Source organism: Achromobacter sp. KK8, from assembly GCF_054188005.1.
Genome location: NZ_CM135178.1, coordinates 4,220,112 through 4,242,516, shown reverse-complemented (window position 1 = coordinate 4,242,516; position 22,405 = coordinate 4,220,112). Strand labels below are relative to the sequence as shown.

General features: G+C 70.7%; 24 protein-coding genes. 14 read left to right on the top strand and 10 right to left on the bottom strand.

Annotation, left to right across the window (positions count from 1 at the left end; all coding sequences use genetic code 11):
- The first annotated feature begins 28 nt into the window (after positions 1 to 28).
- From ACVN9Z_RS19700 to ACVN9Z_RS19685, 4 genes are all read left to right on the top strand, one after another.
- Positions 29 to 511, top strand: coding sequence for a YbaK/prolyl-tRNA synthetase associated domain-containing protein (locus tag ACVN9Z_RS19700; RefSeq protein ID WP_026385088.1), 483 nt, complete (start codon positions 29 to 31; stop codon positions 509 to 511).
- Between the two features lie 17 nt (positions 512 to 528).
- Positions 529 to 2,511, top strand: a complete 1,983-nt coding sequence (locus ACVN9Z_RS19695) for an FUSC family protein (RefSeq protein ID WP_458212542.1) — start codon at positions 529 to 531, stop codon at positions 2,509 to 2,511.
- Between the two features lie 3 nt (positions 2,512 to 2,514).
- Entirely contained in the window at positions 2,515 to 3,309 is a 795-nt protein-coding gene (locus tag ACVN9Z_RS19690; RefSeq protein ID WP_024068683.1) for an NRDE family protein, read from the top strand.
- 91 nt (positions 3,310 to 3,400) lie between these two features.
- On the top strand, positions 3,401 to 3,835 hold the full coding sequence (locus ACVN9Z_RS19685) for a carboxypeptidase-like regulatory domain-containing protein (RefSeq protein ID WP_026385086.1): 435 nt from the start codon (positions 3,401 to 3,403) through the stop codon (positions 3,833 to 3,835).
- A gap of 74 nt (positions 3,836 to 3,909) precedes the next feature.
- On the opposite strand, the gene ACVN9Z_RS19680 is transcribed toward ACVN9Z_RS19685, so the two are convergent.
- On the bottom strand, positions 3,910 to 4,284 hold the full coding sequence (locus ACVN9Z_RS19680) for an MAPEG family protein (RefSeq protein ID WP_006385051.1): 375 nt from the start codon (positions 4,282 to 4,284) through the stop codon (positions 3,910 to 3,912).
- 237 nt (positions 4,285 to 4,521) lie between these two features.
- Between ACVN9Z_RS19680 and ACVN9Z_RS19675 the strand changes: the two genes are divergently transcribed.
- Positions 4,522 to 5,373 (top strand): CPBP family intramembrane glutamic endopeptidase, encoded by an 852-nt coding sequence (locus ACVN9Z_RS19675; RefSeq protein WP_458212541.1) that lies wholly within the window; start codon positions 4,522 to 4,524, stop codon positions 5,371 to 5,373.
- A 52-nt stretch (positions 5,374 to 5,425) separates the two neighbouring features.
- Here ACVN9Z_RS19675 and ACVN9Z_RS19670 read toward each other — a convergent pair whose 3' ends face one another.
- The 3 genes from ACVN9Z_RS19670 to arfB form a co-directional block, all read right to left on the bottom strand.
- A complete protein-coding gene (locus ACVN9Z_RS19670; RefSeq protein WP_006385049.1) occupies positions 5,426 to 6,484 on the bottom strand; it encodes an alkene reductase in 1,059 nt (352 codons plus the stop codon).
- Positions 6,485 to 6,529: 45 nt separating this feature from the next.
- Entirely contained in the window at positions 6,530 to 6,871 is a 342-nt protein-coding gene (locus ACVN9Z_RS19665; RefSeq protein WP_006385048.1) for an ArsR/SmtB family transcription factor, read from the bottom strand.
- A gap of 127 nt (positions 6,872 to 6,998) precedes the next feature.
- Positions 6,999 to 7,415 carry an alternative ribosome rescue aminoacyl-tRNA hydrolase ArfB gene (gene arfB, locus ACVN9Z_RS19660; protein WP_026385083.1) on the bottom strand — a complete coding sequence of 139 codons (417 nt, stop codon included), beginning with the start codon at positions 7,413 to 7,415 and terminating at the stop codon, positions 6,999 to 7,001.
- 203 nt (positions 7,416 to 7,618) lie between these two features.
- Here arfB and ACVN9Z_RS19655 point away from each other — a divergent pair, with 203 nt between their 5' ends.
- From ACVN9Z_RS19655 to ACVN9Z_RS19640, 4 genes are all read left to right on the top strand, one after another.
- Complete coding sequence (locus ACVN9Z_RS19655; RefSeq protein WP_006385046.1) at positions 7,619 to 8,026, top strand: DoxX family protein; 408 nt, start codon at positions 7,619 to 7,621, stop codon at positions 8,024 to 8,026.
- A 269-nt stretch (positions 8,027 to 8,295) separates the two neighbouring features.
- Positions 8,296 to 8,454 carry a hypothetical protein gene (locus ACVN9Z_RS19650; RefSeq protein WP_165596479.1) on the top strand — a complete coding sequence of 53 codons (159 nt, stop codon included), beginning with the start codon at positions 8,296 to 8,298 and terminating at the stop codon, positions 8,452 to 8,454.
- 32 nt (positions 8,455 to 8,486) lie between these two features.
- Positions 8,487 to 9,794 carry an adenylate cyclase gene (locus ACVN9Z_RS19645; protein ID WP_458212540.1) on the top strand — a complete coding sequence of 436 codons (1,308 nt, stop codon included), beginning with the start codon at positions 8,487 to 8,489 and terminating at the stop codon, positions 9,792 to 9,794.
- 121 nt (positions 9,795 to 9,915) lie between these two features.
- Entirely contained in the window at positions 9,916 to 10,455 is a 540-nt protein-coding gene (locus tag ACVN9Z_RS19640; protein WP_020927416.1) for a peroxiredoxin, read from the top strand.
- Between the two features lie 116 nt (positions 10,456 to 10,571).
- Here ACVN9Z_RS19640 and ACVN9Z_RS19635 read toward each other — a convergent pair whose 3' ends face one another.
- Positions 10,572 to 12,020, bottom strand: coding sequence for a CoA transferase (locus ACVN9Z_RS19635; RefSeq protein WP_026385082.1), 1,449 nt, complete (start codon positions 12,018 to 12,020; stop codon positions 10,572 to 10,574).
- Between the two features lie 294 nt (positions 12,021 to 12,314).
- Between ACVN9Z_RS19635 and phrB the strand changes: the two genes are divergently transcribed.
- Together phrB and ACVN9Z_RS19625 are read left to right on the top strand one after the other, a co-directional pair.
- Positions 12,315 to 13,733, top strand: coding sequence for a deoxyribodipyrimidine photo-lyase (gene phrB / locus ACVN9Z_RS19630; protein WP_458212539.1), 1,419 nt, complete (start codon positions 12,315 to 12,317; stop codon positions 13,731 to 13,733).
- Between the two features lie 161 nt (positions 13,734 to 13,894).
- Entirely contained in the window at positions 13,895 to 15,589 is a 1,695-nt protein-coding gene (locus tag ACVN9Z_RS19625) for a methyl-accepting chemotaxis protein (protein WP_458212538.1), read from the top strand.
- A gap of 16 nt (positions 15,590 to 15,605) precedes the next feature.
- Here the strand turns inward: ACVN9Z_RS19625 and ACVN9Z_RS19620 are convergent, their stop codons facing one another.
- Genes ACVN9Z_RS19620 through ACVN9Z_RS19610 form a run of 3 tightly spaced genes read right to left on the bottom strand, consistent with a single transcriptional unit; the run spans position 15,606 to position 18,526 of the window.
- Complete coding sequence (locus ACVN9Z_RS19620) at positions 15,606 to 16,313, bottom strand: 4-hydroxythreonine-4-phosphate dehydrogenase (protein WP_197745545.1); 708 nt, start codon at positions 16,311 to 16,313, stop codon at positions 15,606 to 15,608.
- A 12-nt stretch (positions 16,314 to 16,325) separates the two neighbouring features.
- Positions 16,326 to 17,378 (bottom strand): 4-hydroxythreonine-4-phosphate dehydrogenase PdxA, encoded by a 1,053-nt coding sequence (gene pdxA / locus ACVN9Z_RS19615; protein WP_108913945.1) that lies wholly within the window; start codon positions 17,376 to 17,378, stop codon positions 16,326 to 16,328.
- Positions 17,375 to 18,526, bottom strand: coding sequence for a four-carbon acid sugar kinase family protein (locus ACVN9Z_RS19610; protein WP_458212537.1), 1,152 nt, complete (start codon positions 18,524 to 18,526; stop codon positions 17,375 to 17,377). The genes pdxA and ACVN9Z_RS19610 overlap by 4 nt, the downstream gene beginning before the upstream one ends.
- 76 nt (positions 18,527 to 18,602) lie before the next feature.
- Here ACVN9Z_RS19610 and ACVN9Z_RS19605 point away from each other — a divergent pair, with 76 nt between their 5' ends.
- The gene (locus ACVN9Z_RS19605) at positions 18,603 to 19,478 is read left to right on the top strand and encodes a LysR substrate-binding domain-containing protein (protein WP_241072223.1); all 876 of its coding nucleotides are present in this window, start codon (positions 18,603 to 18,605) and stop codon (positions 19,476 to 19,478) included.
- 33 nt (positions 19,479 to 19,511) lie between these two features.
- Here ACVN9Z_RS19605 and ACVN9Z_RS19600 read toward each other — a convergent pair whose 3' ends face one another.
- A complete protein-coding gene (locus tag ACVN9Z_RS19600) occupies positions 19,512 to 19,844 on the bottom strand; it encodes a hypothetical protein (RefSeq protein ID WP_020927408.1) in 333 nt (110 codons plus the stop codon).
- Positions 19,845 to 20,070: 226 nt separating this feature from the next.
- Between ACVN9Z_RS19600 and ACVN9Z_RS19595 the strand changes: the two genes are divergently transcribed.
- A complete protein-coding gene (locus ACVN9Z_RS19595; protein WP_006385321.1) occupies positions 20,071 to 21,273 on the top strand; it encodes an MFS transporter in 1,203 nt (400 codons plus the stop codon).
- A gap of 15 nt (positions 21,274 to 21,288) precedes the next feature.
- Positions 21,289 to 21,783 (top strand): glutathione peroxidase, encoded by a 495-nt coding sequence (locus ACVN9Z_RS19590; protein ID WP_006385320.1) that lies wholly within the window; start codon positions 21,289 to 21,291, stop codon positions 21,781 to 21,783.
- A gap of 114 nt (positions 21,784 to 21,897) precedes the next feature.
- Here ACVN9Z_RS19590 and ACVN9Z_RS19585 read toward each other — a convergent pair whose 3' ends face one another.
- Positions 21,898 to 22,365: an Lrp/AsnC family transcriptional regulator gene (locus ACVN9Z_RS19585; protein WP_006385319.1), complete on the bottom strand. Its 468-nt coding sequence runs from the start codon at positions 22,363 to 22,365 to the stop codon at positions 21,898 to 21,900.
- Positions 22,366 to 22,405: the final 40 nt, after the last annotated feature.

Sequence of the window (22,405 nt, the reverse complement as noted above, 5' to 3'; positions counted from 1 at the left end):
CCGGCCCGCCAACCCGCTGCGCCCCGCCATGGAAGTCTACGAACGCCTGCAGGCCCTGCTGACCGAGCATCAGGCCCGCTACCGCCTCATTTCCCATCCCGCCGCCGGCCGCTCGGTGGAAGTCGCCGCCGTGCGCGGCACCGCCGTCAGCCAGGGCGCCAAGGCGCTGGTCTGCCGCGTCAAGATTTCGTCCAACCAGCGTCGCAACGTGCTGGCGGTGTTCCCCGCCGACCGGCAGGCCGACCTGGAAGCCATCGCCCGCGCCGCCGGCGGCAAGAAGGCCTCGCTGGCCTCGCAGGACCTGGCGCGCGAACTCACCGGCTGCGAGATCGGCGCGATCCCGCCCTTCAGCTTCAATCCCGACCTGCACCTGCTGGTCGACCCCACCCTGCGCCAGCGGCACGATGAAATCGTGTTCAACGCCGGACGGCTGGACGCTTCCATCCTGATGGCGACCGCCGATTATTTCCGCCTGGCAGCGCCACAAGAAGCGCCGCTGATCAAAGGCTAGCCGTCGCCGAGGCCCCCTTGCCGGACACGCCTGCCGCGCCCCACGCCCGCACCTCCAACATGCGCTGGCTGATGAGCCTGGCGCACATGGAGCCGTCGCCGGTCAGCCGCTGGGTGGCGCTGCGCGCAGCGCTGGCCATCGGATTGCCGACCGCGGCCGGCCTGGCGCTGGACCAGAGCGCGGCGGCCGCGTTGGTGGCCCTCGGCGCCCTGCCCGCCATCACCGGCGACAACGGCGGCCCCTACCGCAACCGCGCGCTGTCGATCGGCAGCACCGTGTTCGGCGGCGCACTGGGCTACTTGCTGGGCTCGCTGCTGTCCGGCCACGGCCTGCTCAGCGCCGCCGCCATGACGCTGCTGGTCCTGGCGGCCAGCCTGGTCGGCACCTTCAACAACATCGCCGCCGTCGCCACGCTGCAATTCGCCACCTACGTCATCGTCGGCGCCAGCCTGACGTCGCCCCTGCCGCCCTGGCTACCGCCGGCGCTGGTGGGCGCGGGCGGCCTGTTCGGCCTGGCGCTGACCCTGCTGGGCTGGGTGGTCAACCCGATCGCGCCCGAACGGGCGGCGGTGGCCCTGGCCTATCGCAAGCTGGCGGCCATGTTCGCCGCCATCGGCACCTCGCGCATCATGACGGCGCGGCGCGACATGGAAGCCGCCATGGCCGGCGCCTACGACACGGTGCTGGCGGCCCGGCGCCGCGCCGCCGGCCCCTCGCCGCGGCTGGCCCGGCTGGCCGCGCAGTTGCAGGCATGCACGCCACTGTCGGACGCCGCGCTGGCGCTGGCGCGGGCCGGCCGGGTATTGCCACCCGAGTGTTCGCGAGCCATGAACCGGCTGGCCGACCACGTCGAGAACGCCACGCCGTCGGCGCCAGGCGACGACATCGCGGCCGTGCGCCAGGCCGGCGCAACGGCACTGGCCGACGCACTGGAACAGGCGCGGCCGTTGCTGGAAGGCAGCGGCCCGGCGCGTCCGGACGCCTTCCCGGCCTTGCCACCGGCGCGCCCGCGCACGCCGTGGCGGGTGCTGGCGCGCACTTACCGCCCCGGCCCGACCACGCTGCGCTACCTGGTGCGGCTGGGTCTGTGCCTGGTCGTCGCCGAAGCCGTGGCGCGCACCCTGGCCCTGCCGCGTTCCTACTGGGTGCCGCTGATCGTGGTGGTGGTGTTCAAGCCCAATTTCGGTTCGGTCTTCGCCCGGGCGCTGCAAAGCTGCGCCGGCAGCGTGGTGGGCGTGGCGATCAGCGCCACCGTGCTGGCGCTGGACCGCAGCGGCGTCGTCAGCCTGCTCGCCGTGACCGGCCTGGCGGCCTTGCTGCCGTGGTCGATCCGCCGCAACTACGGCCTGTTCTCGGCGATCCTGCTGCCCATCCTGATGCTGCTGATCGGCGCACTGCAACCCGGCAGTTGGCCGATCGCCCTGGCGCGGCTGGAAGACGTGGCGGTGGCCGCGGCCATCGTGCTGGCGGTGGGCTACCTGCCCTGGATGCGGCTCGAACGCCACAATCTGGACCAGGCCGTGGCCACCGCGATCGACACCCTGGCCGCCTATCTGAATGCCGTGTTCCAGGCCGATTCGACGGCTCGCCACGAGCTGCGCACCCAGGCCTATGCGCGCCTGTCCGACCTGCGCATCGCGTTGCAGCGCGGCCTGTCGGAACCGCGTTTGGTGAGCCGTCGCGCACTGGCCTGGTGGCCCGTCGAAGTGGCGCTGGAGCGCGTGGCCAACGCGGTGTCCGACAGCGCCTGGGCACTGCCGGCCGACCAGCCGCCGCCCGCGCCGGCCGCGGTGGCGCGGTTGGCCGACACCCTGCACGCCATGGCGCAGGCCGTGACGCGCGGCGTGGCGGTCGGCCCCGCCCAGGTGGCAACGGACGAGCCCGCCCTGCGCGAAGCCGCCGGCGCGATCGAAGCCCTGCGCGCGACGCTGGCCGGCCCGGGCTTTACCACCGAACCCGGCCGCCCGCGCCCGCCCTCCCCAAGAACCCAACCGGACTGAACCATGTGCCTTGCCGTTCTCGCCCTGCATACCGTACCGGGCATTCCCGTCCTGATCGCCGCCAACCGCGATGAATTCCATGCCCGGCCGACGCTGCCCGCCGCGCAGTGGGCCGACGCCGCCCACGTGTACGGCGGACGCGACGCGCTGGCCGGTGGCACCTGGATGGGCGCGACCACCGGCGGGCGCTATGCGCTCGTCACCAATTTCCGCGAACCCGGCCGGGTGGTCGCCGACGCCCCCTCGCGCGGCGCCCTGGTCGAGGATTTCCTGCGCGGCCATGCCGCGCCGGCCGACTACATTGCCGCCGCCCATGCCGCGGGCCCGGCCTACAACGGCTTCAACCTGATCGTCGGCGACGCCCGGGGCGCCTGGTACGCCAGCAACCGCGATGGCGCCCCCCGGCCCCTGGCGGCCGGCGTCTACGCCCTGTCGAACCACCTGCTGGACACGCCCTGGCCCAAGCTGGCGCGCACCAAGGCCGCCTTCGAACGGGTGCTGGCCCATGACCCGCAACCCGACCTGCCGGCGCTGTTCGAGGCGCTGGCCGATCGCAGTCCGGCCGACGATGCCGACCTGCCCGCCACCGGCCTGGCGCCGGATCGCGAAAAGCTATTGAGCAGCCCGTTCATCGTCAGTCCCAACTATGGCACTCGCAGTTCCACGGTGCTGGCCTTGCGCGATGACGGCACCGGCCTGCTGACCGAAAAACGCTTCGCCCCCGACGGCGGCGCCAATGGCGAAAGCGTCCTGGCATTCGCCTGGCGTGATCATCCCGCGAGCGCCACGCCGGGATAGCGCATGCCCGCGCAAACGCCCCGCCGTGGCGAACTCGCCGACGCCAGCGCGGTCGAACCTCTTGCGTGATCATCCCTTCAAGGAGAATTGCATGAACAAGCGCATCGAACGTTGCACCATGGCCGCCGCGATGGCCCTGGGCACCCTGGCCTTTGCCGGCGTCCTGTCCACCGCGCAGGCGGCATTGCCGCCCGTGCAGCAACAGGGCAGCGTGCAGTACGTCAGCGGCGGCATCGGCCTGGACGAATCCGAGGCCATGAAGGCCGCGGCCAAGGACTACCCCCTGGCGCTGACTTTCGCCGCCCAGCGCGACGGCAAGGCCGACTACGTCGCCAACGTCGCCGTCACCATCAAGGACGGCCAGGGCAAGCAGGTGCTGCACGCCGAATCCGGCGGCCCCTACATGCTGGTCAAGCTGCCCGCCGGCCATTACAAGGTCTCCGCCACCTACGAAGGCAAGGCGCAGGAACGCGATGTGAAGGTGGAGAACAGCGGCACCGCGCGCGCCGTGTTCGAGTGGAAGTGAAGCGGCAATGACGGCCAGGCATCCTGGCGAGGCGCGCGGGGCGCCTCGGACCGGGCGTTGGCCGCCGCGGCGTCCTACACGCCCGAGAACAGGATGGCGATGATGAAGCCCATGCTGATCGTCCAGACCAGCGAACGCAGCGCGCCCCAGCCCGCCAGGTACATCGCCAGATAGCCCAGGCGCACGCCCAGCCAGCATGCCATCAGCGTGGCCACGTGCGCAGCCGGCGCCTGCGTGTAGAGGGCGAACAGCACCGCCCCGAAAAAGAACGGCAAGGCCTCGAAGGTATTGGCCTGCGCCGCATTGGCGCGGGCGCGCCAGCCTTCCTGGCGGGCCAGCCAGGTACGCGGATCATTGTTGTCGAACTGCTTGCCGCCGGCCTTGGCCACGATCGTGCAGACGAACGGCAGGATCGCCGCCGCCAGCATCAACCAAGCGATCATTTTCATTGTTGCTCCTTGCGCGCGCGCCCCTTCCCGCCACCGGACGGGAGGCGCCGCCGCTGCGGCATGGTCGCCCGAAAGCGCGGAAATGAAAAGTGCCCGATGGCGCACCGCAAACGGAAAGCGGCCGCCGGCAAAGGCGAGCGCGCAAGGCGGCGCTTACACTTGCGGGTTTGGGCGCCGCCGCTTCGACCGCGGCCAGTGTGCCGGCCATGCGCCGCCCGTCGCCTCGCAGGAAGATACATGCCCTTTGCCTCACCTGGATCCCTGATGTTTCTGGCCGCCGCCATGTTGTGGCCGGCGACCACCCGCCGCTGGGCGCCGCTGGCGCTGGCGCTCGCCTATGCCTGGGCCTGGACGCAGGGCGGCATCGACCCCGTGGCGCTGGCCTGGCCGGCATTGCTGCTGCTGGCCGCGCTGCTGGTGCGCCCGGCCACGCCTGGGGCGGCCAGCGCCGCCGGTCATACGCTGTTCGTGATCCTGGCGGTGCTGCTGTTCCTGCATTGGCTGCCCGGTTTCCGCAATCCCCTGGTGATCCCGCGCGCCGCCCTGACGCCCGATGCCGTGCCCTTCAGCATGTACCTGAACCTGGACAAGCCGCTGGTGGCGTTCTGGGTGGTGCTGGCCGCCGCGCCCGCCATGGCCGGCGCCAGCACGCGCGCCACGCTGCTGGCGGCGCTGGCCGCCTGCGCGGCCGCGGCCGTGGCCTGCCTGGGGTTGGCCCTGGCGCTGGACGTGGTGGCATGGGCGCCCAAATGGCCCGACTCGGGCTGGCTCTGGCTCGCCAACAACGCCTTGCTGGTGACGCTGGCCGAGGAAGCGCTGTTCCGCGGCTATGTGCAGGAACGGCTGGCGCGCTGCTGGCGCGACCGTCCCTGGGGCGCCACGGCGGCGCTGTCGATCGCGGCGCTGCTGTTCGGACTGGCGCACTATGCCGGCGGCTGGCAATGGATGCTGCTGGCCGGCATTGCCGGCGTGGGCTACGGGCTGGCCTACCGCTACGGCGGCCTGGCGGCCGCCGTGCTGGCCCACCTGGGCCTGAACGCGGCGCACTACGGCTTGTTCACCTACCCGATGCGCGCCGCCCTGTATTGAGACGCGGACGCCGCCGTTGCCAGTCCTTTGCGACCGGCAACGGCGGCGGGGCTCAGGCCACCGCCAGGGCGGGGTAGTCGGTGTAGCCGGCCGCGCCCGAGGCGTAGAAGGTCGACGAGTCCGGGGCGTTCAACGGCGCGTTCAGCGCGAAGCGGCGCACCAGGTCGGGGTTGGCGATGTACTGCACGCCGAACGCCACCGCATCGGCGCGGCCCGCGGCGATCGCCGCCTCGGCCGATTCGCGCGTGAAGCCTTCGTTGGCGATGTACACGCCGCCGAACGACTCCTTGAGCTGCGGGCCCAGGCTGTCGGCGCCCTCGCGCTCCCGCGCGCACAGGAACGCCAGGCCACGACGGCGCGCCGCCCGCGCCACATAGTTGAAAGTCGTCGCCGGATCCGAATCGCCCATCGTATGCGCATCGCCACGCGGCGACAGGTGCAGGCCGACCCGGCCGCCGCCCCAGACGCTGACGCAGGCATCCACCACTTCCAGCATCAGGCGGGCGCGGGCCTCGAGCGAGCCGCCGTAGCCGTCGGTGCGCTGATTGGTGCTGTCCTGCAGGAACTGGTCCAGCAGATAGCCATTGGCACCATGCACTTCAACGCCGTCGAAACCGGCTTCCTGCGCCAGTTGCGCGCCGCGCCGATAGGCCTCGACGATGCCCGGGATCTCATCGGTCTCGAGCGCGCGCGGCACCACGTAACCGCGCTTGGGGCGTACCAGGCTGACATGGCCACCCGCCGCGATCGCGCTCGGCGCCACCGGCAGTTCGCCATTCAGGAAAACCGGATCGGAAATGCGGCCCACGTGCCACAACTGCGCGAAGATGCGGCCACCGGCCTCATGCACCGCCGTCGTCACCTTGCGCCAGCCCTTGACCTGCTCCTGCGACCACAGCCCCGGCGTGTCGGCATACCCCACGCCCTGCGGCGTCACCGAGGTGGCCTCGGTCAGGATCAGCCCGGCCTCGGCGCGCTGGACGTAGTATTCGACCATCAGGTCGTTCGGCACCCGGCCTTCGCTGGCGCGCTGGCGCGTCAACGGGGCCATGATGATGCGGTTGGGCAGGGTCAGTTCCCCCACTTGCAAGGGTTCGAACAGCTGGCTCATAACAATCCTCGTGCCCGGCGGGCGGGCTTGGGTAGCGGCGGCAGGCTACATGTCTTGGTTCAATTGCCGCAGGAACGCGGCAATCACGGGTTCATTGCGACGGAAGAACACCCACTGCCCCACCTTGGTGGCCGAGATCAGTCCCGCGCGCTGCAGCACCGCAAGGTGCGAAGACACGGTGGACTGCGACAGCCCGCAGCGCCCATCGATATGGCCCGCGCACACCCCGTGTTCGAAGGTATGGCCCGGACGTTCCTCGAAGTGCGCCTGCGGCGTCTTCAACCACCCCAGGATCTCGCGGCGCACGGGATTGGCCAACGCCTTGAGAATGGCGTCGACATCAATGTCCGTGGCGGCCTCGATGGCGGTGGAAGCAGTGGTCGTCATATTGAAATATCGCAATTTATCGAATCTTATATCGAGACATTCCGATATATCGTTATGCCCCTGCCGGCCAAGGGGCTTTCCCCCCGGCCACCCGCCATCATCGCCCGGCGCCTTCGCCAACCGGCTCTCACTCCCCCTGCACCCGGCCCCGCAGGCGCTTGACCTCGCCATGCTGCACCTTGCGCTGCACCCGCCGCCGCTGCGAGGCCCGCGTGGGCTTGGTCGCCCGCCGCGGTTTCTCCACTTTCGCCGCGGCCCGCACCATGTTCACCAGCCGCTCGATCGCCTCGGCCCGGTTCTTGTCCTGGCTGCGAAACGACTGCGACTTGATGACGATCACCCCCTCCTTGGAGATGCGATGGTCGTTCATCGCGCAGAGCGCCTCCTGGATCTCGGCGGGCAGCGACGACGCCCGCACGTCGAACCGCAGATGCACGGCGCTCGACACCTTGTTGACGTTCTGCCCGCCCGCGCCCTGCGCCCGGATCATGGAGAACTCGATCTCGCGCTCGTCGATATAGAGAGAATCTTGGACGTGAAACATAGCGCGAGAGTATATAGGCCCCGACGGCGCGGCAACATGCGCCGGCCGGCCTGCCCGTCCGGGGCAAAAGCTTGATGGTCATCTTCCGGATTTGCAATAATGGCCCACCTTGCGCCACTTGGCGCGGGAACGGGAACCATAGGCTCGGCGTGCGCTCAAACCGGCGCATCGCATCCTCTCAACCACCAAAAGAGAAATCCACAATGATCAAATCCGACGACACCGGCAAGCTGGTTTTGCGCCTGACCCTCGGCATTCTGATTCTGCTCCACGGCCTGTTCAAGATCACCGGCGGCGGCGTCGGCGGCATCGCCGGCATGCTGTCCTCGCACGGCCTGCCCGGCTTCCTGGCCTACGGCGTCTACATCGGCGAAATCATCGCGCCCGTGCTGCTGATCATCGGCGTCTACACCCGCCTGGGCGGCCTGATCATCGCCATCAACATGCTGGTCGCCATCCTGCTGGCGCACACCGGCCAGATCGGCAGCCTGACCAACAACGGCGGCTGGGCGCTGGAACTGCAAGGCATGTTCCTGTTCTCGGCACTGGCCATTGCCTTCATGGGCGCCGGGCGCTTCAGCCTGGCCGGCAACGGCGGCCGCTGGAACTGACCGTTCCACCCCCCGCGCCAATCCGGAAGGCTGCCGCAAGGCAGCCTTTTTTCATGGTCCGTAGGGCCGGGCCGGCGGCGCCGGCCACGGTCGCGCCGGAACAATTGCTACGAACGACATCAACGGTCACGCCCGCGCAAACATCCGTCACCTGAAAGCTGTTTCGGAACCATTACAGTCCCGAACTCGCACCCGCAGACCATGGCCTAATCCCTACGAGCCCACAAAGGGCGTGACACACGCCCCGTTGCTCGGCAGGAGATCCGACCATGAAGAAGACCATTTTGCTGATGCTGGCCGTGGCCAGCGCCCTTACCGGTTGCGTGGTGGTGCCGGCCCGTCCGGCCTATTACCGGCCGGCTCCGGCCTACTACTATTACCCGGCGCCGCATTATTACTATCACGGCGGCTATTACCACGGCTACTGATGCCGGCCCTGCCGCCGCGTAAAGGACATGCCATGAATGCCACTTCCCGGATTCTCCGACCGCGTCCGCTGGCCGCCGTTCTGCTGATGACAGCCTGTGCCGGCGCGGCGGCGCAGACCTACGCGCCACCGCCCGCCCCGGCCGCGCCCGCCTATGACAACGGCGATCCCGCCAACGCCAACCTCGCGCCGCTCGACCGCAGTCCGCAACCGCCGCCGCCCCTGCCCGTCTATACCCAGCCGCCCGCCCCCGGCGATGGCTATATGTGGGTGCCGGGATACTGGAGCCTGAACCGCTACGGCTATTTCTGGGTGCCGGGCGCGTGGGTGCTGGCGCCCTACACCGGCGCGCTGTGGACCCCGGGCTATTGGGGTTTCGTGGACGGCGTCTATCTCTGGCATGCCGGCTATTGGGGACCGCATATCGGCTTTTACGGCGGCATCAACTACGGCTTCGGCTACATCGGCATCGGCTACGTCGGTGGCTACTGGAATCGTGACCGCTTCTTCTACAACCGCGCCGTGACCAACGTGAACGTCACGCGCGTGACCAACGTGTACAACCACACCGTGGTGGTCAACAACGTCGACAATCGCCGTATCAGCTACAACGGCGGCCCCGCCGGCATCCAGCGGCGCGCCGACCCGCGCGAGGTCGCCGCGCGCAACGAACCCCACCATCCGCCCACCGACGTGCAACGCGGCTTTGCGCGCGAGGCGGGCGGCAACCGCGCGCAGTTCTTCGATCATAACCAGGGCCGTCCGCCGCAAGCCTTCATCGACCATGCGCCCGGCCGTGGCGGTTCTCCCGCGGCCGCGCGCCCCGGCGCCGGCCCGGGGAATAACCTGGGAAATGGCCCGGGAAAGACGCCTGGGAATGGGCCCGGGAGCGGTCCCGCCAATCGACCAGGCAACGGTCCGGACAAGGGGCCGGCCGGCGCCACGCCCGGCGGTGCGCGCCCCGAGTTCAATCGCGGCGGCCCGCCGGCCGCCCAGGCGCCCGCTCAATCGCAGTCGCGCCCGCCGCAATCGCAGTCGCCCGGCCAGCCACAGTCGCGGCCATCGCAGTCGCCCAATCAGCCACAGGCCCGACCGCAGCAGGCCCAGCCCCAGGCGCGCCCGCAGCAAGCTTCGCGCCCCGGTCCGGCGCCCGACAACCTGGCGCAGGGCGCGCCACGCGAACATCGCGCGGCGCCCGCCACTCGCCCGGAGGCCCGGCCCCAGGGCAACCCGCAACATGGCGGCGGCCGCGCGGCCGGCGGCCAGGAAGCGCAACGCGGCGGGGGTGATCGCGGCGGGGGTGATCGCGGCGGCCCATCACGTGAAAAGGGCCGAGATTGACCGCGACGATGCGCCGCGCCGCCCGCCGGACTGGATTCCGGCGCACGGCGCGGCTACAGTGGTAAGGCCCGGCCCCGTCGATGTCCACGCGGCCCGCGGCCACCCGATACCCGGAGATCCCATGAAGCGCCTTGCCCCCCTGTTCCTCGCCTGCGGCCTGCTGGCCGGCCCCGCCGCCCACGCCGCCCTCGACGTCGGCGCGCCCGCGCCCGACTTCAGCGCCCAGGCTTCGCTCGGCGGCAACGTGTTCACCTTCAAGCTGGCCGAGGCGCTCAAGCAAGGCCCCGTGGTGCTGTATTTCTACCCCGCCGCGTTCACGGCCGGCTGCACCATCGAGGCCCACGATTTCGCCGAGGCCACCGACGAATACAAGTCGCTGGGCGCCACCGTCATCGGCGTCTCGGCCGACGATATCGACACCCTGAACAAGTTCTCGGTCAGCGAATGCCGCAGCAAGTTCGCGGTGGCCGCCGATGGCGACGGCAAGATCATGAAGTCCTACGATGCCGTGCTCGACGCCCGCCCCGACCGCGCGCAGCGCGTGTCCTACGTGATCACGCCGGATGGCAGGATCCTGTACGAATACACCAACATGAATCCCGAAGCCCACGTCAGCAACACCATGCGCGCGCTGCGCGAATGGAAGGCCGGCCGCAAGTGATTGGCTGAACGCGGCCGCGCCGGGGAGCACGTTCGGCCGCCCGGCAAGTATCCGCTGACCCGCAGCGACGCCTGGCAGGGAACGGCCGCCGACCGCGCGCTAAACCCTGCTCCGACTCAGTTGAACGGCCACACGGTCGGATGCGTGCCCGGGGGACTCGAAGGCCGGGTCCAGCGCGCCGGCGTCTGGGAGAACTGCGCCGCATGGCGCAACGCCACCAGCTCGCCGAAGCCCGACGGCTCGGTTTCGAGCAGGCCGGCGAAGCCCGGCATCGGACAGGACAGGCCGCCGTCGACGCGGCCGAGCGTGCGCAGCCAGTGCGCGGTCTGGGCCAGCGACACCCGCACATGCCAGCTGCCGCCCTCGGTGGCCTGGCGCGCCAGCGCCACCTGCGCGCCGAAAGCCATCAGGTAGCCCGAGGCATGGTCCAGGATCTGCATCGGCAAAGGCTTGGGCGCCTCCTGGCCGGCGGCGGCCGCTTCGGCCTGGTTGAAGCCGGCGGCGGTCTGCACCAATGAATCGAAGCCGCGGCGGTTGGCCCAGGGGCCGACGGCGCCATAGGCGGACAACGATACGTACACGATGCCGGGGCGCAAACGCGCCGCGTCCTGGGGGCCAAAGCCGAGCGCCGCCATGCCTCCGGGGCGGTAGCCCTGCACGAACACGTGCGCGCTGCGCAGCAGGTTGGCCAGCGCGATGCGGCCATCGGCGGTATCCAGGTCGGCCTGCACCGACAGCTTGCCGCGGCTGGTGTCGATGAGGTTGGCGATGTTGGGCAGATGCGGCGAGTTCACCAGCATCACGTCGGCGCCATAGGCCGCCAGCGCCCGGCCGCACACCGGCCCGGCGATGATGCGGGTCAGGTCCAGCACGCGGATGTCCTTGAGCGGACGCGCATCGTGCCCGTACTTGGGCAGCGGCCGCGGGTCGGCCTCGCCGATGCGCTCGATCGTCAGCAACGGCTGCGCCGCGATGGCCTGGCCTTGCGGATGGCGGTCCCATTCATCGAAGCTGCGCATGGCGGCGACCACCATGCCGGCATCCGCGGCCACCTGTTCGAAATCCAGCGCGCGCCAGCGTGCCAACGCCTGCTCGACCGCCTCGCGGGTCGCGCCGTCGCCGGTGGGACAGCCCAGCAGCGCCAGGGCGCCATCGCGGTGATGCGGGAAATTGGCGTGGATGCGCACCCAGCCGCCATCGCCGCAGCGATAGGCCCCGGTGATGGGATCGCGCGGGTCGGGCGCGACGCCGTTGATGGTGAAATGGCTGCGGCATTCCTGCGCGGCATGCAGCATGTCGACACCGACCTGCTGGCGTTCGCCGCCGCGCAGATGCCAGATTTCCGCCGCCGCCAGCGCCGCCGCGGCCATGCTGGCCTGGGCCGCGGTGCCCACCGCGAACGAAGACGGCAACACCGGATCCGCGCCGGTCAACACCACGTGCTCGAGCGCTTCGTCGGGCAGGTCGAGCGAGCGCCACAATTGTTGCAGGACATCGCGCGACGTCCTGGCGGCGGGTGTGCGTCCTTTGAGGAAGGACGGGCGGAGATCCATCAAATGTCCCATATCGTCATTTTTTTGTTTGATCGTCAGATGAATTACATGGCGGCCGTGACGACGGCGTCAATACAGGGAAAGCGCCAGCGTGTTTCATGGTTTGACCGCCCGCCGCGCCCGATCCGGGGAGCTTTGGCTGTGGGGCGCCGTCTCCATCGGCCGGTCCACGGCGCCGCGGTTCGTCACATCTACTCGTAGTTTTTACAAGGTGTGCGGCGCGGCCCGGGACGGCCTGGGTCCGCGAGATAGAATGCCAGCCTCGCCGCGCGCCTCCCGCCCCCTCTTTCCGGACCCACCGCCCGCATGCATACCCTGATCTGGCTGCGCACCGACCTGCGCCTGCACGACAACCCCGCCCTGGCGGCCGCGGCCGCTGAAGGCACCGCCACCGCCCTGTTCATTGCCGCGCCGGGCCAGTGGCGCCTGCATGGCGACGCCCCGGCCAAGGTCGACTTCTGGCTGCGCAACCTGCGCACGCTGTCGCGCGACCTGGCCCGGCTCGGCATTCCCCTGAAGCTGCTGACCGTGGACACCTGGGACCAGGTGCCCGATGCGCTGCCGCGGTTCTGCCGCGAACACGGGATCACGGCGGTCCACGCCAACACCGAATGGGCCGTGAACGAACGGCGCCGCGACGACGCGGTGGCCTGCCGCCTGGCCGAGGCCGGCATCGACTGGACCCTGCACCATGGCGCATCGCTGCTGCGTCCCGGCACCGTGGTCACCGGCAAGGGCGATTGCTACCGCGTCTACACCCCCTATGCGCGCGCCTGCCGCGAACGCCTGCGCAGCGCGCCGCCGCGCGCGCTGCCGGCGCCCCGGCCGCAGGCGGCCCCGGCCTGGGCCGCCGACCCGCTGCCCGAGACCTTCGAAGGCTATGCGCCCGCCAGCGACGCCATCCGCGCGCTGTGGCCTGCCGGCGAGAGCGCGGCGGGCGCGCGCCTGGACGCCTTTGCCGACGGCGTCATCGACGCCTATCGCGACGAGCGCGACTTCCCCAGCCTGCCGGCCACCAGTTGCCTGTCGCCCTATCTGGCGGCCGGCGTGCTGTCGGCGGGCCAGGCGCTGCGCGCCGCGCTGGCCGCCAACCAGGGCGAACTCGAAAGCGGCAAGGCGGGCGCGGCCACCTGGATCAACGAACTGCTGTGGCGCGAGTTCTACCAGCACCTGCTGGCGGCGTGTCCAGCGCTGTCGATGCACCAGCCCATGAAGCCGGAAACCGCGGCCGTGCCGTGGCGCGACGCGCCCGACGACCTGCGCGCCTGGCAGCAGGGCCGCACCGGCCTGCCGATCGTCGACGCCGCCATGCGCCAGTTGCTGGCGCTGGGCTGGATGCACAATCGGCTGCGCATGGTGACGGCCATGTTCCTCACCAAGAACCTGTTGATCGACTGGCGCCTGGGCGAAGCGTGGTTCATGGCGCACCTGGTCGACGGCGACCTGGCGGCCAACAACGGCGGCTGGCAATGGAGCGCCTCGACCGGCGCCGATTCGGTGCCCTACTTCCGCGTCTTCAACCCGCTGTCGCAATCGCGCAAGTTCGACCCGCGCGGCGTATTCCTGCGCGAATGGCTGCCCGAGCTGGCGCACCTGGACGACAACGCCATCCACGATCCCAGCCCGATGGAGCGCGCGGCGGCCGGCTATCCCGCGCCGATCGTCGACCTGCCCCAAAGCCGGCTGCGCGCGCTGGAGGCCTTCGGCAACCTGCCCAAGGCCTGAGCGGCGGCCAAAATCGTCAATCACATCATGGCCGCCCCGGCGTGCGCTCATTTACGTTTCGTATAGTTTCAGAATGTTTTGATGTAGATCAACCCAGCGATATCGTCCGTCCCCGATGATCCGGCAGCAACACGCCCCGCCCATCACAGGACGAATGACGCATGCGCAATAACCAGCCGGTCTACGACAAGGAATACACGCTACACGACGAGCAGTACCTGATATCGCGCACCGACGCCCGCGGCCGCATCATCTACGCCAACCCGGCGTTCGTGGAAGTCAGCGGCTTCGCGCGCGAAGAACTGGTGGGCGCGGCCCACAACATCGTGCGCCATCCCGACATGCCCGAAGCGGCCTTCGAGGACCTGTGGCGCACCATCCAGCGCGGCGAATCCTGGACCGGCGTGGTCAAGAACCGCCGCAAGGACGGCGGCTACTACTGGGTGCTGGCCAACGTCACGCCCATCATCGAACGCGGCGAGACGGTCTGTTATGCCTCGGTGCGGGTCAAGCCGACCCGCGCGCAGATCGAGGCCGCCGACGCCGCCTACCGCAGCCTGCGCGGCGGCAGCGCGCGCGGCTTCCGCCTCAGCCGCGGCCAGGTCAAGCCGACCGGCCTGCGCGGCGTGCTGGCATGCCTGAAGCTGTGGCGCCTGACCGGCGTGCGCTCGCGCATGCTGGCCTGGGCCGTGCTGGCCAGCACACTGTTCCTGGGCGCGGCCGGCGTGGCGCTGTATGGCATGCTGGACCGCATGAGCACCGAGGAAATCGCCCTGGCGGCGGCCATGCTGGCGACCGGCGTGATCCTGATCTTCGCTTCGGGCTGGGGCTTTGCCCGCTCGATTTCCGGGCTGCTGGTCACCGCCACCGATTTCACGCGCCAGATCGCCGCCGGCAATCTCAGCACGCCCTTGCCGCCGGCCAGCATCCGCGACGAGATCGGCGCGCTGAAGTTCTCGCTGGAAGTAATGCGCAAGAGCCTGGTGAGCATCACGCGCGACGTGCACAACGGCATCGAGAGCGCGCTCACCTCGGCCGCCGAGATCGCCGACGGCAATGCGGACCTGTCGGCCCATACGCAACGCCAGGCGGCCTCGCTGGAGGAAGCCGCGGCCAGCATGGAGCAGTTGGCCTCGACCGTGAAGCAGACCGCCACCAACGCGCACGGGGCCGACCAGATGGCCAACCAGGCCTCGGACGTGGCCCGGCGCGGCGGCCAGGTGGTCGACGACGCGGTGCGGGCGATGCAGGGCATCGTGCAGAGCACCGCGCGCATCAGCGAGATCGTCGGCATCATCGACGGCATCGCCTTCCAGACCAACATCCTGGCGCTCAATGCCGCGGTCGAGGCGGCCCGCGCCGGCGAGGCCGGCAAGGGCTTCGCGGTGGTGGCCGCCGAGGTGCGCAGCCTGGCGCAGAAAAGCGCCACCGCCGCGCGCGAGATCAAGGAGCTGATCGAGGCCTCCAATCACAAGGTCGAGGACGGCGTGCGCCACGTCGAGCGCGCCGGCGAGGCCATGCTCGACATCGTCGGTTCGGTGCAGCAGGTGACCCAGATCGTCAACGAGATCGCGGCCACCTCCAACGAGCAGCACACCGGCATCGACAACGTCAGCCGCACCATCTCGGAAACCGACAGCGCCGCGCAGAGCAACGCGGCACGCGTGGAACAGGCCAGCCGGGCGGTGGACAACCTGCGCACGCGCGGCGCGCAGCTGCGCCACGCCATCGAGGTGTTCCGCATTGCCGGCGCGCAGACCGTGCTGCCCAAGCGCGCCGCGGCGCCGGCGGCGGCGGCGGCGTTGCTGCCCGCGTCGCGGCCGGCGCAGCCGTTGCTGGAACGGCGCGCCCAGTGACGCGCGGCGCGCGGCTTCAGGCCGCCGCGGCGGCGGCCTGGATCGCCGCAAGCTGGCCCGCCAGGCCCGCCTGCGCGGCGGCAAAGCGGCCGTCCAGCGCGGCCGTGCCGACCGTGAAACCGGCCGCTCCCGCGCGGCAGGCCGCCTGGATGCGGGCCGGCGTATCGAGCGAGCCCGCCACGATCACCGGCCGCGCCACGCCGCACACTTCCCGCATCAGCGCCGGCACGTCGACATCGGCACGGTAGGCCAGCAGATCCAGGCCGTGCACGCCGGGCTTGGCGGCCAGTTGCCGCGCGCTGTGCGCGATCTGCCCGCGTGTGCCGCCCAGGATGCTGGGATGGCCATGGACGCGTCCCGGAAACGGGTAATAGCGGATGCGCGAGCCGGCCAGCAGCGCCAGCGCGTCATCCACATGCGTGCCGCCCAACAGGCAGTCCACGTCGAGGTCCAGCGCGGCGCGCACCGACGCCAGTTCGCTCTCGCGGTCCTGCGAGACCACCTCCAGATAGCACCGCGCGCCCGCCGCGTGGATGGCGCGCCGCAGGCGTCCCAGCACGGCCAGCGGCTGGCCGATGTCCTTGAAGCCGAGGTGGCGCACGCCGCTGGCCAGCGCGATGTCCAGGCAGGCATCGGCCGCGTCGATGGTGCGGTCGTTGCGGGTCAGCATGAAGATGAAGTCGGCGGGCATGCGGGTCGCGCCAGGGGCAATGGGTTCGATCATAGGTCGGGGCGCTTACGCGCGGTGGCCGGACGCGGCGGCGTCCGGCGGGTTGGCGGCCAGCCGCAAGGCATGGTCGATGGCGGTCTGCAGGCTGGCGGGATCGGCGATGCCCTGGCCGGCGATGTCGAACGCCGTGCCGTGGTCGGGACTGGTGCGGACAAAGGGCAGGCCGAGCGTGATGTTCACGCCCTGTTCCAGGCCCAGGTACTTGACCGGGATCAGGCCCTGGTCGTGGTACTGCGCCACCACCACGTCGAAACGGCCCTGGCGCGCCTGCATGAAGACCGTGTCGCCCGGCCACGGGCCGCTGGCATCGATGCCTTCCCGGCGCGCGGCGGCAATGGCCGGGGCGATAATGCGTTGTTCCTCGTCGCCGAACAGGCCGCCTTCGCCGGCATGCGGGTTCAGCCCGGCCACCGCCACCCGCGGCGCGGCGGCGCCCAGCGCGCGGCCGCCCTGGTGCGCCAGCCGGATCGCCGACAGTTGCGCGTCGAAATCGGCGCGCTCGATGGCCTGGCGCAGCGAGCAATGGATGGTGACCAGCACCGTGGCGATGGCCCCATTGGCCAGCATCATCGCCACGCGCGCGGCGCCGCCGCGTTCGGCCAGGATCTCGGTGTGGCCGGGGTACGGCACGCCGGCCGCGGCCAGCGCTTCCTTGTGCACGGGCGCCGTGACCATGCCCGCCACCCGGCCCTGGCGCGCCAGGTCGATGGCCAGGCAGATGGCCTGGTATGCCGCCTGGCCGGCGGCCGCGTCGATCCGCCCGAATGGCGGCGGCGCCGGCATGCGCGACGATGGCAACAGGCGGATCTCGCCGGCCTCCCATCCGGCCCGGATCCCGGCCACGTCTTCCACCACCCGCAGGCGGGCGGCCGCGCCCAGCGGCGCCAGCGCGCGCGCCATCACGCCGGCATCGCCGACGACGACGCAGCATTGCGCGTAGCGTGCCCGCAGCAGGGTCCTGGCGACGATTTCCGGCCCGATGCCGGCGGGATCACCCATGGTGATGGCCAAGGGCAAGGCGGGCGCGGGCAGGCCGGCGCGCGCGGTCACAGGGTTCATCGGCACAGCAGTCTCCAGGCGGCATCGCGCAATGCGCCGGGCCCGCCAAAGCCGCCCGCCTTCATGGCGATCGACAACGGCTGGCCGGCGCACACGGCGGTCCCGGCGGGAAAGCCGGGCGCCAGTTCACAGGTCAAGGTAAGGGTGTCGATGGCCAGCGCCTCGAGCAGCGCGGCCAGCGTGTCGCCGCCGGTTGCGATCAGGCCATCAAAGCGATGCCGCGCCATGGCGCGCCCGGCCTGCGCCACCAGCGCCGCCAGGACCGCCGCCGGTTCGGCTTGCGGCGAACGCGGTGCGCGCAGGCAGGCCAGCGTGTCCTCGTCCGCGATCTCGTCGGCCCGGGTCGCCAGGCGCGCGCCGGCCGCCCGCAGGGCCTCGCACTGCGGGCGGCTGGCCGGGTTGGCGCTGCCGACCACGACCAGCACGCGCGTCGCGCGGCGGGCCGTGGCGGCGGCGGTGATGGGCGCCTCCGCGCTTTGCGCCGCCAATGCCCGCGCCAGGCCGGGCGATCCGGCCCAAAGGCATGAACACCCCTGCCCCCAAAGCTGTGCCACCCGCGCATCCAGCGCCTGTTGCGTAGCGGCGTCCAGCACCAGCACGCGCGCGGTGGCGATCGCCGCGCGCAGTTGCATCGCGCTGGCGTCCTCGGGGATGACGCAGGCAGGCCCGATGTCCGGGTCGATCAGGTCGAGCAGGCGCGCGCTGCGCGCCGGATGCACCGGATCGGCGCCGTAGGGGCTGGCATCCACCGGCACGCCATGCACGTACTGGATTCCCCCGCGCGTCACCCGCCCCGCCTCGGCAAAGGCCGGCGCCACCACCAGCAGCCGCCGGCCGCTGGCGCGCATGGCCGCCGCCAGTTCCGTCCGGACGTGGCCCCTGAGCGTCGAATCCATGGTCTTGTACAGGATGCCGCGCGCCGCCAGCGCCCGGGTGGCCTGCGCCACGAGGCGGCCGGCTTGCGCTTCGGGACAGGCGCGGCTGCCGGTGTCGATGGACAACACGGCGTGCGTCTGGTCGCCCGGCACGCCGCGATGCACCCGCACCGCGCCGAAACCGCGCAGGAATGGCGCGGCGCCATCGGCGGCGCTGGTGAGGTCATCCGCCAGGATGCCGATCGCCTGGCGAGGGTTTTCCGGTGAGTTCATATTGGTGATTAAAATGCATCTCACCCACCAGGAAAATCGAACATTTCTGACGATTATTCGTGATTAAAAATCACCAATGAAGCCGACCCGCCGCCCCTCCCTGAACGACCTGCGCGCCTTCGAGGCGGTCGCCCGCCTGGGCTCGGTGCGCGCGGCCGCCGACGAACTGGCGCTGACCCACGGCGCGATCAGCCGGCGCGTGGCCAAGCTGGCCGACGACCTCGGGCTGGCCCTGGTGGAACCCGCCGGCCGCGGCTTGCGCGTCACCGCGGGCGGCCAGTTGCTGGCCTCGACCATGCAGCGCGCGCTGGCGCTGATCCAGGACACCATCGACACCCTGCAGGCGCGCGATACGCGGCGGCCGCTGGTGCTGTCCTGCGAGCGCTCGGTGGCCATGCGCTGGCTGATCCCGCGGCTGTCGGCATTCCAGGACCGGCATCCGCAGATCGAACTGCACCTGTCGGTCGGCGGCGGCCCGCTGGACTTCGCCCGCGACCAGGCCACGCTGGCGCTGCGGCGCCTGGACTTCCCGGTGCATCCCGACTGGATCGTCACGCCGCTGATGGCGGAAAACATGGGTCCGGTCATGGCCCCGTCGCTGTTGCCCGCATTCCAGGCCGGCGACTACGTGGCGCTGTCCTCGCGCACCCGGCCGCGCGCCTGGGACGACTGGCTGGACCAGGCGCCAGGGCGGCCCGCCCCGCGCGCCACGCGCAGCCTGGATCATCATTTCCTGATGGTGGAAGCGGCCGCCGCCGGCCTCGGGGTGGCGCTCAGTCCGCGCATCCTGGCGCTGGACGACCTGCGCAGCGGCCGCCTGGTGGCGCCGCTGGATTTCACGCCCGACGGCTCCAGCTACGGGCTGATCGAATCGCGCGCCACGCCGGCGGGCGCGGCGCCGGCGCTGGCGGCCTTGAAGCAATGGCTGGTCGACGCCGCGGCCGACGCCTGAGCGGCGCCGGGCCGGGCCGGGCCGACCGGCGTGTCATGGGGCGACGGCCGCGTCCTTGTCCAGGCGCTTCATGAACACCAGCAGTTCCTTTTCCACCTGCTTGTCGCCGCGCGCCTGCGCGGCCTTCAGGCCGGCCTCCCAGGCCTCGCGCGCGCCGGCCTTGTCGCCCCGCCCCAGGCAGGCCTTGCCCAGCCACTTCCAGGCCACCGAATAGGCGGGATCGAAGGCGAGCGAGGCACGCAAGTGCGTTTCGGCATCGCCAAAGCACTCCTGTTCGGCGTAGGCCTTGCCCAGCGAGAATCGCAACAACATGTTGTCGGTGCCCTTGGCCAACATGGTTTCCAGACGATCGATCATTTCCCGCATGGCCGGCCTCCTTTGCGCCGCTTGCGCTGACTGCGATGGCACATGATAGGCCGCGGCCCACGCCGCGACGGCAATAGCCCCGCGCCGCGCGGGGATAGCATCGCAACACGGGCATACCCGTAACGCCGACAGGGATTTGCGGCGGCGCGCGCGCGGCTGCTCTAAAATTCGCGCTCCCTTCCCTGTCGCCGCGGCCCCGAACGCCCGGCCCTGTCGCCGGTTTTACATGCCCCTGCATCTCATCGCGCTGGCCGCCGCCGCCTTCGGCATCGGCACCAGCGAATTCGTCATCATGGGGCTGTTGCCCAACGTCGCCGCCGACCTCGACGTCAGCATCGACATCGCCGGCCTGCTGATCACCGGCTACGCCATGGGCGTCGTGATCGGCGCGCCCATCATGGCCATCATTACCGCTCGGCTGCCGCGCAAGGCCACGCTGATCGGCCTGGCCAGCACCTTCGTGCTGGGCAACCTGCTCTGTGCGCTGGCGCCGGGCTACGGCACGCTGATGGCCGCGCGCGTCTTCACCGCCTTCTGCCATGGCGCCTTCTTCGGCATCGGCGCGGTGGTGGCGGCCGACCTGGTGCCGCGCCACCAGCGCTCCAGCGCCATCGCGCTGATGTTCACCGGCCTGACGCTGGCCAACGTGCTGGGCGTGCCGCTGGGCACCGCGCTGGGCCAGGTGGCGGGCTGGCGCTCGACCTTCTGGGTAGTCAGCGCCATCGGCCTGGCCGCGGTGGCGGCGCTGGCGGCCTGGCTGCCCGGCCGCATCCCGATGCAACCCGGCAACATCCTGCGCGAATTCCGCGTGCTGCGCGACGTGCGCGTGCTGTGGCCGCTGCTGGCCAGCGTGCTGGCCTCGGCCGCGCTGTTCTGCGTGCTGACCTACATCGCGCCGATCCTGCGCGACATCACCGGCGTGTCCGAACGCGGCGTGACCGGCGTGCTGCTGCTGTTCGGCGTCGCGCTCACGGTGGGCAGCACGCTCGGCGGCAAGCTGGGCGACCGCAACCTGGAAGTGTCGCTGCGCCGCATCTTCCTGGGCCTGCTGCTGGTGTTCCTGGCGCTCAGCCAGGCCATCCACGCGCTGGCGCCGATGCTGGTGATGACCTTCATCTGGGGCACGCTCGGCTTTGCCGTGGTGCCGCTGCTGCAGACGCTGATCGTGGACCAGGCGGCCGAGGCCCCCAACCTGGCCTCGACGCTGAACCAGGGCGCCTTCAACCTGGGCAACGCCGGCGGCGCCTGGCTGGGCAGCCTGGCGCTGGGCCACGGCCTGCCGCTGACCGATCTGCCGTGGATGTCGGCGGCCATCACCGCGGCGGTGTTGCTGCTGACCCTGTGGGGCACGCGCTACTATGGGCGCCACGCCGGGATGACGCAGACGCCGCCGGCCGGCGCGCTGGCTTCGTCCCGTTCCGACGCCTGACCCCTGGGAGCCCGCATGAGCACGATCTACGATTTTTCGGCCCGCGACATCCACGGCGCCGACCAGCCGCTGGCCGCCTACCGCGGCCGGGTCCTGCTGGTGGTGAACGTGGCCTCGAAATGCGGCTTCACACCGCAGTATTCGGGCCTGGAAGAGCTGTACCGCGCCTTGCGCGATGACGGCCTGACGGTGCTGGGCTTCCCGTGCGACCAGTTCGGCCGCCAGGAACCCGGCAACGAGGCCGAGATCCTCGACTTCTGCACCACGCAGTACGACATCACCTTCCCGCTGTTCGCCAAGATCGACGTCAACGGCGCCAACGCCGACCCGCTGTACCGCTGGCTCAAGGGCGAGAAGCCCGGCGTCTTCGGCACCGAGGGCATCAAGTGGAACTTCACCAAGTTCCTGGTGGGCCGCGACGGCCAGGTGATCAAGCGCTACGCCCCCACCGACACGCCGGCCGGGCTGAAGGACGACATCGTTCGCGCCCTGGCGGTCCCCGCCGCCTGATTCACCCTGAGGCCGGCTGCCGTCCGCCCGGCCATCCCGGGTCCGGGGCCGGCCACTGAAGCGTCACGCCCGCCGCCCTGCTCCCCTAACCCGGCACGCATCCCGCCGCGCCGCTCAACGCAGCGGCGGCAGGCGGCCGCGCACCGTGTGCGCCTTGACGATGGCGGTGTTGGTTTCGGCGAATTCGGTCACGCGTTCCAGGATGCCGTCCAGGTGCGAGATCGAACGCAGCACCATGCGCGCGAAGAAGCAGTCATCGCCCGTGACCTTGTCGCACGCCACGAATTCCGGAATCTCCTGGATCAGTCCTTCGACCCGCCGCAACTGCCCGGGCAACGGCCGGATGCGCACGATCGCTTCGAGCGTATAGCCCAGCGCCACCGGATCCACGTCCAGCGTGTAGGCGCGGATCACGCCCGATTCCTCCAGCCGCCGCAGGCGGTCGGCCACGCTCGGCGCGGACATGCCGACCTGGCGCGCCAGGTCGGCGGTGGTGGTGCGCGCATTGGCCGTCAGCATCTCCACCAGGCGGCGGTCGATGCCATCGAGAACCGGGTTTTCAATTTTTAGGTCATTCTGCATAAATTCCACCCGAACGAAGGTTGAAAGGCAAAACTGCCGC

Coding starts and splice junctions, on each gene's coding strand:
- phrB (WP_458212539.1), top strand. CDS start 12,315: ATGCATACCCTGATCTGGCTGCGCACCGACCTGCGCCTGCACGACAAC.
- ACVN9Z_RS19600 (WP_020927408.1), bottom strand. CDS start 19,844: ATGCGGGAAATGATCGATCGTCTGGAAACCATGTTGGCCAAGGGCACC.
- pdxA (WP_108913945.1), bottom strand. CDS start 17,378: ATGAACCCTGTGACCGCGCGCGCCGGCCTGCCCGCGCCCGCCTTGCCC.
- ACVN9Z_RS19595 (WP_006385321.1), top strand. CDS start 20,071: ATGCCCCTGCATCTCATCGCGCTGGCCGCCGCCGCCTTCGGCATCGGC.
- ACVN9Z_RS19675 (WP_458212541.1), top strand. CDS start 4,522: ATGCCCTTTGCCTCACCTGGATCCCTGATGTTTCTGGCCGCCGCCATG.
- ACVN9Z_RS19650 (WP_165596479.1), top strand. CDS start 8,296: ATGAAGAAGACCATTTTGCTGATGCTGGCCGTGGCCAGCGCCCTTACC.
- arfB (WP_026385083.1), bottom strand. CDS start 7,415: ATGTTTCACGTCCAAGATTCTCTCTATATCGACGAGCGCGAGATCGAG.
- ACVN9Z_RS19610 (WP_458212537.1), bottom strand. CDS start 18,526: ATGAACTCACCGGAAAACCCTCGCCAGGCGATCGGCATCCTGGCGGAT.
- ACVN9Z_RS19625 (WP_458212538.1), top strand. CDS start 13,895: ATGCGCAATAACCAGCCGGTCTACGACAAGGAATACACGCTACACGAC.
- ACVN9Z_RS19605 (WP_241072223.1), top strand. CDS start 18,603: ATGAAGCCGACCCGCCGCCCCTCCCTGAACGACCTGCGCGCCTTCGAG.
- ACVN9Z_RS19700 (WP_026385088.1), top strand. CDS start 29: ATGGAAGTCTACGAACGCCTGCAGGCCCTGCTGACCGAGCATCAGGCC.
- ACVN9Z_RS19670 (WP_006385049.1), bottom strand. CDS start 6,484: ATGAGCCAGCTGTTCGAACCCTTGCAAGTGGGGGAACTGACCCTGCCC.
- ACVN9Z_RS19590 (WP_006385320.1), top strand. CDS start 21,289: ATGAGCACGATCTACGATTTTTCGGCCCGCGACATCCACGGCGCCGAC.
- ACVN9Z_RS19680 (WP_006385051.1), bottom strand. CDS start 4,284: ATGAAAATGATCGCTTGGTTGATGCTGGCGGCGGCGATCCTGCCGTTC.
- ACVN9Z_RS19635 (WP_026385082.1), bottom strand. CDS start 12,020: ATGGGACATTTGATGGATCTCCGCCCGTCCTTCCTCAAAGGACGCACA.
- ACVN9Z_RS19665 (WP_006385048.1), bottom strand. CDS start 6,871: ATGACGACCACTGCTTCCACCGCCATCGAGGCCGCCACGGACATTGAT.
- ACVN9Z_RS19645 (WP_458212540.1), top strand. CDS start 8,487: ATGAATGCCACTTCCCGGATTCTCCGACCGCGTCCGCTGGCCGCCGTT.
- ACVN9Z_RS19655 (WP_006385046.1), top strand. CDS start 7,619: ATGATCAAATCCGACGACACCGGCAAGCTGGTTTTGCGCCTGACCCTC.
- ACVN9Z_RS19620 (WP_197745545.1), bottom strand. CDS start 16,313: ATGATCGAACCCATTGCCCCTGGCGCGACCCGCATGCCCGCCGACTTC.
- ACVN9Z_RS19640 (WP_020927416.1), top strand. CDS start 9,916: ATGAAGCGCCTTGCCCCCCTGTTCCTCGCCTGCGGCCTGCTGGCCGGC.
- ACVN9Z_RS19585 (WP_006385319.1), bottom strand. CDS start 22,365: ATGCAGAATGACCTAAAAATTGAAAACCCGGTTCTCGATGGCATCGAC.
- ACVN9Z_RS19685 (WP_026385086.1), top strand. CDS start 3,401: ATGAACAAGCGCATCGAACGTTGCACCATGGCCGCCGCGATGGCCCTG.
- ACVN9Z_RS19690 (WP_024068683.1), top strand. CDS start 2,515: ATGTGCCTTGCCGTTCTCGCCCTGCATACCGTACCGGGCATTCCCGTC.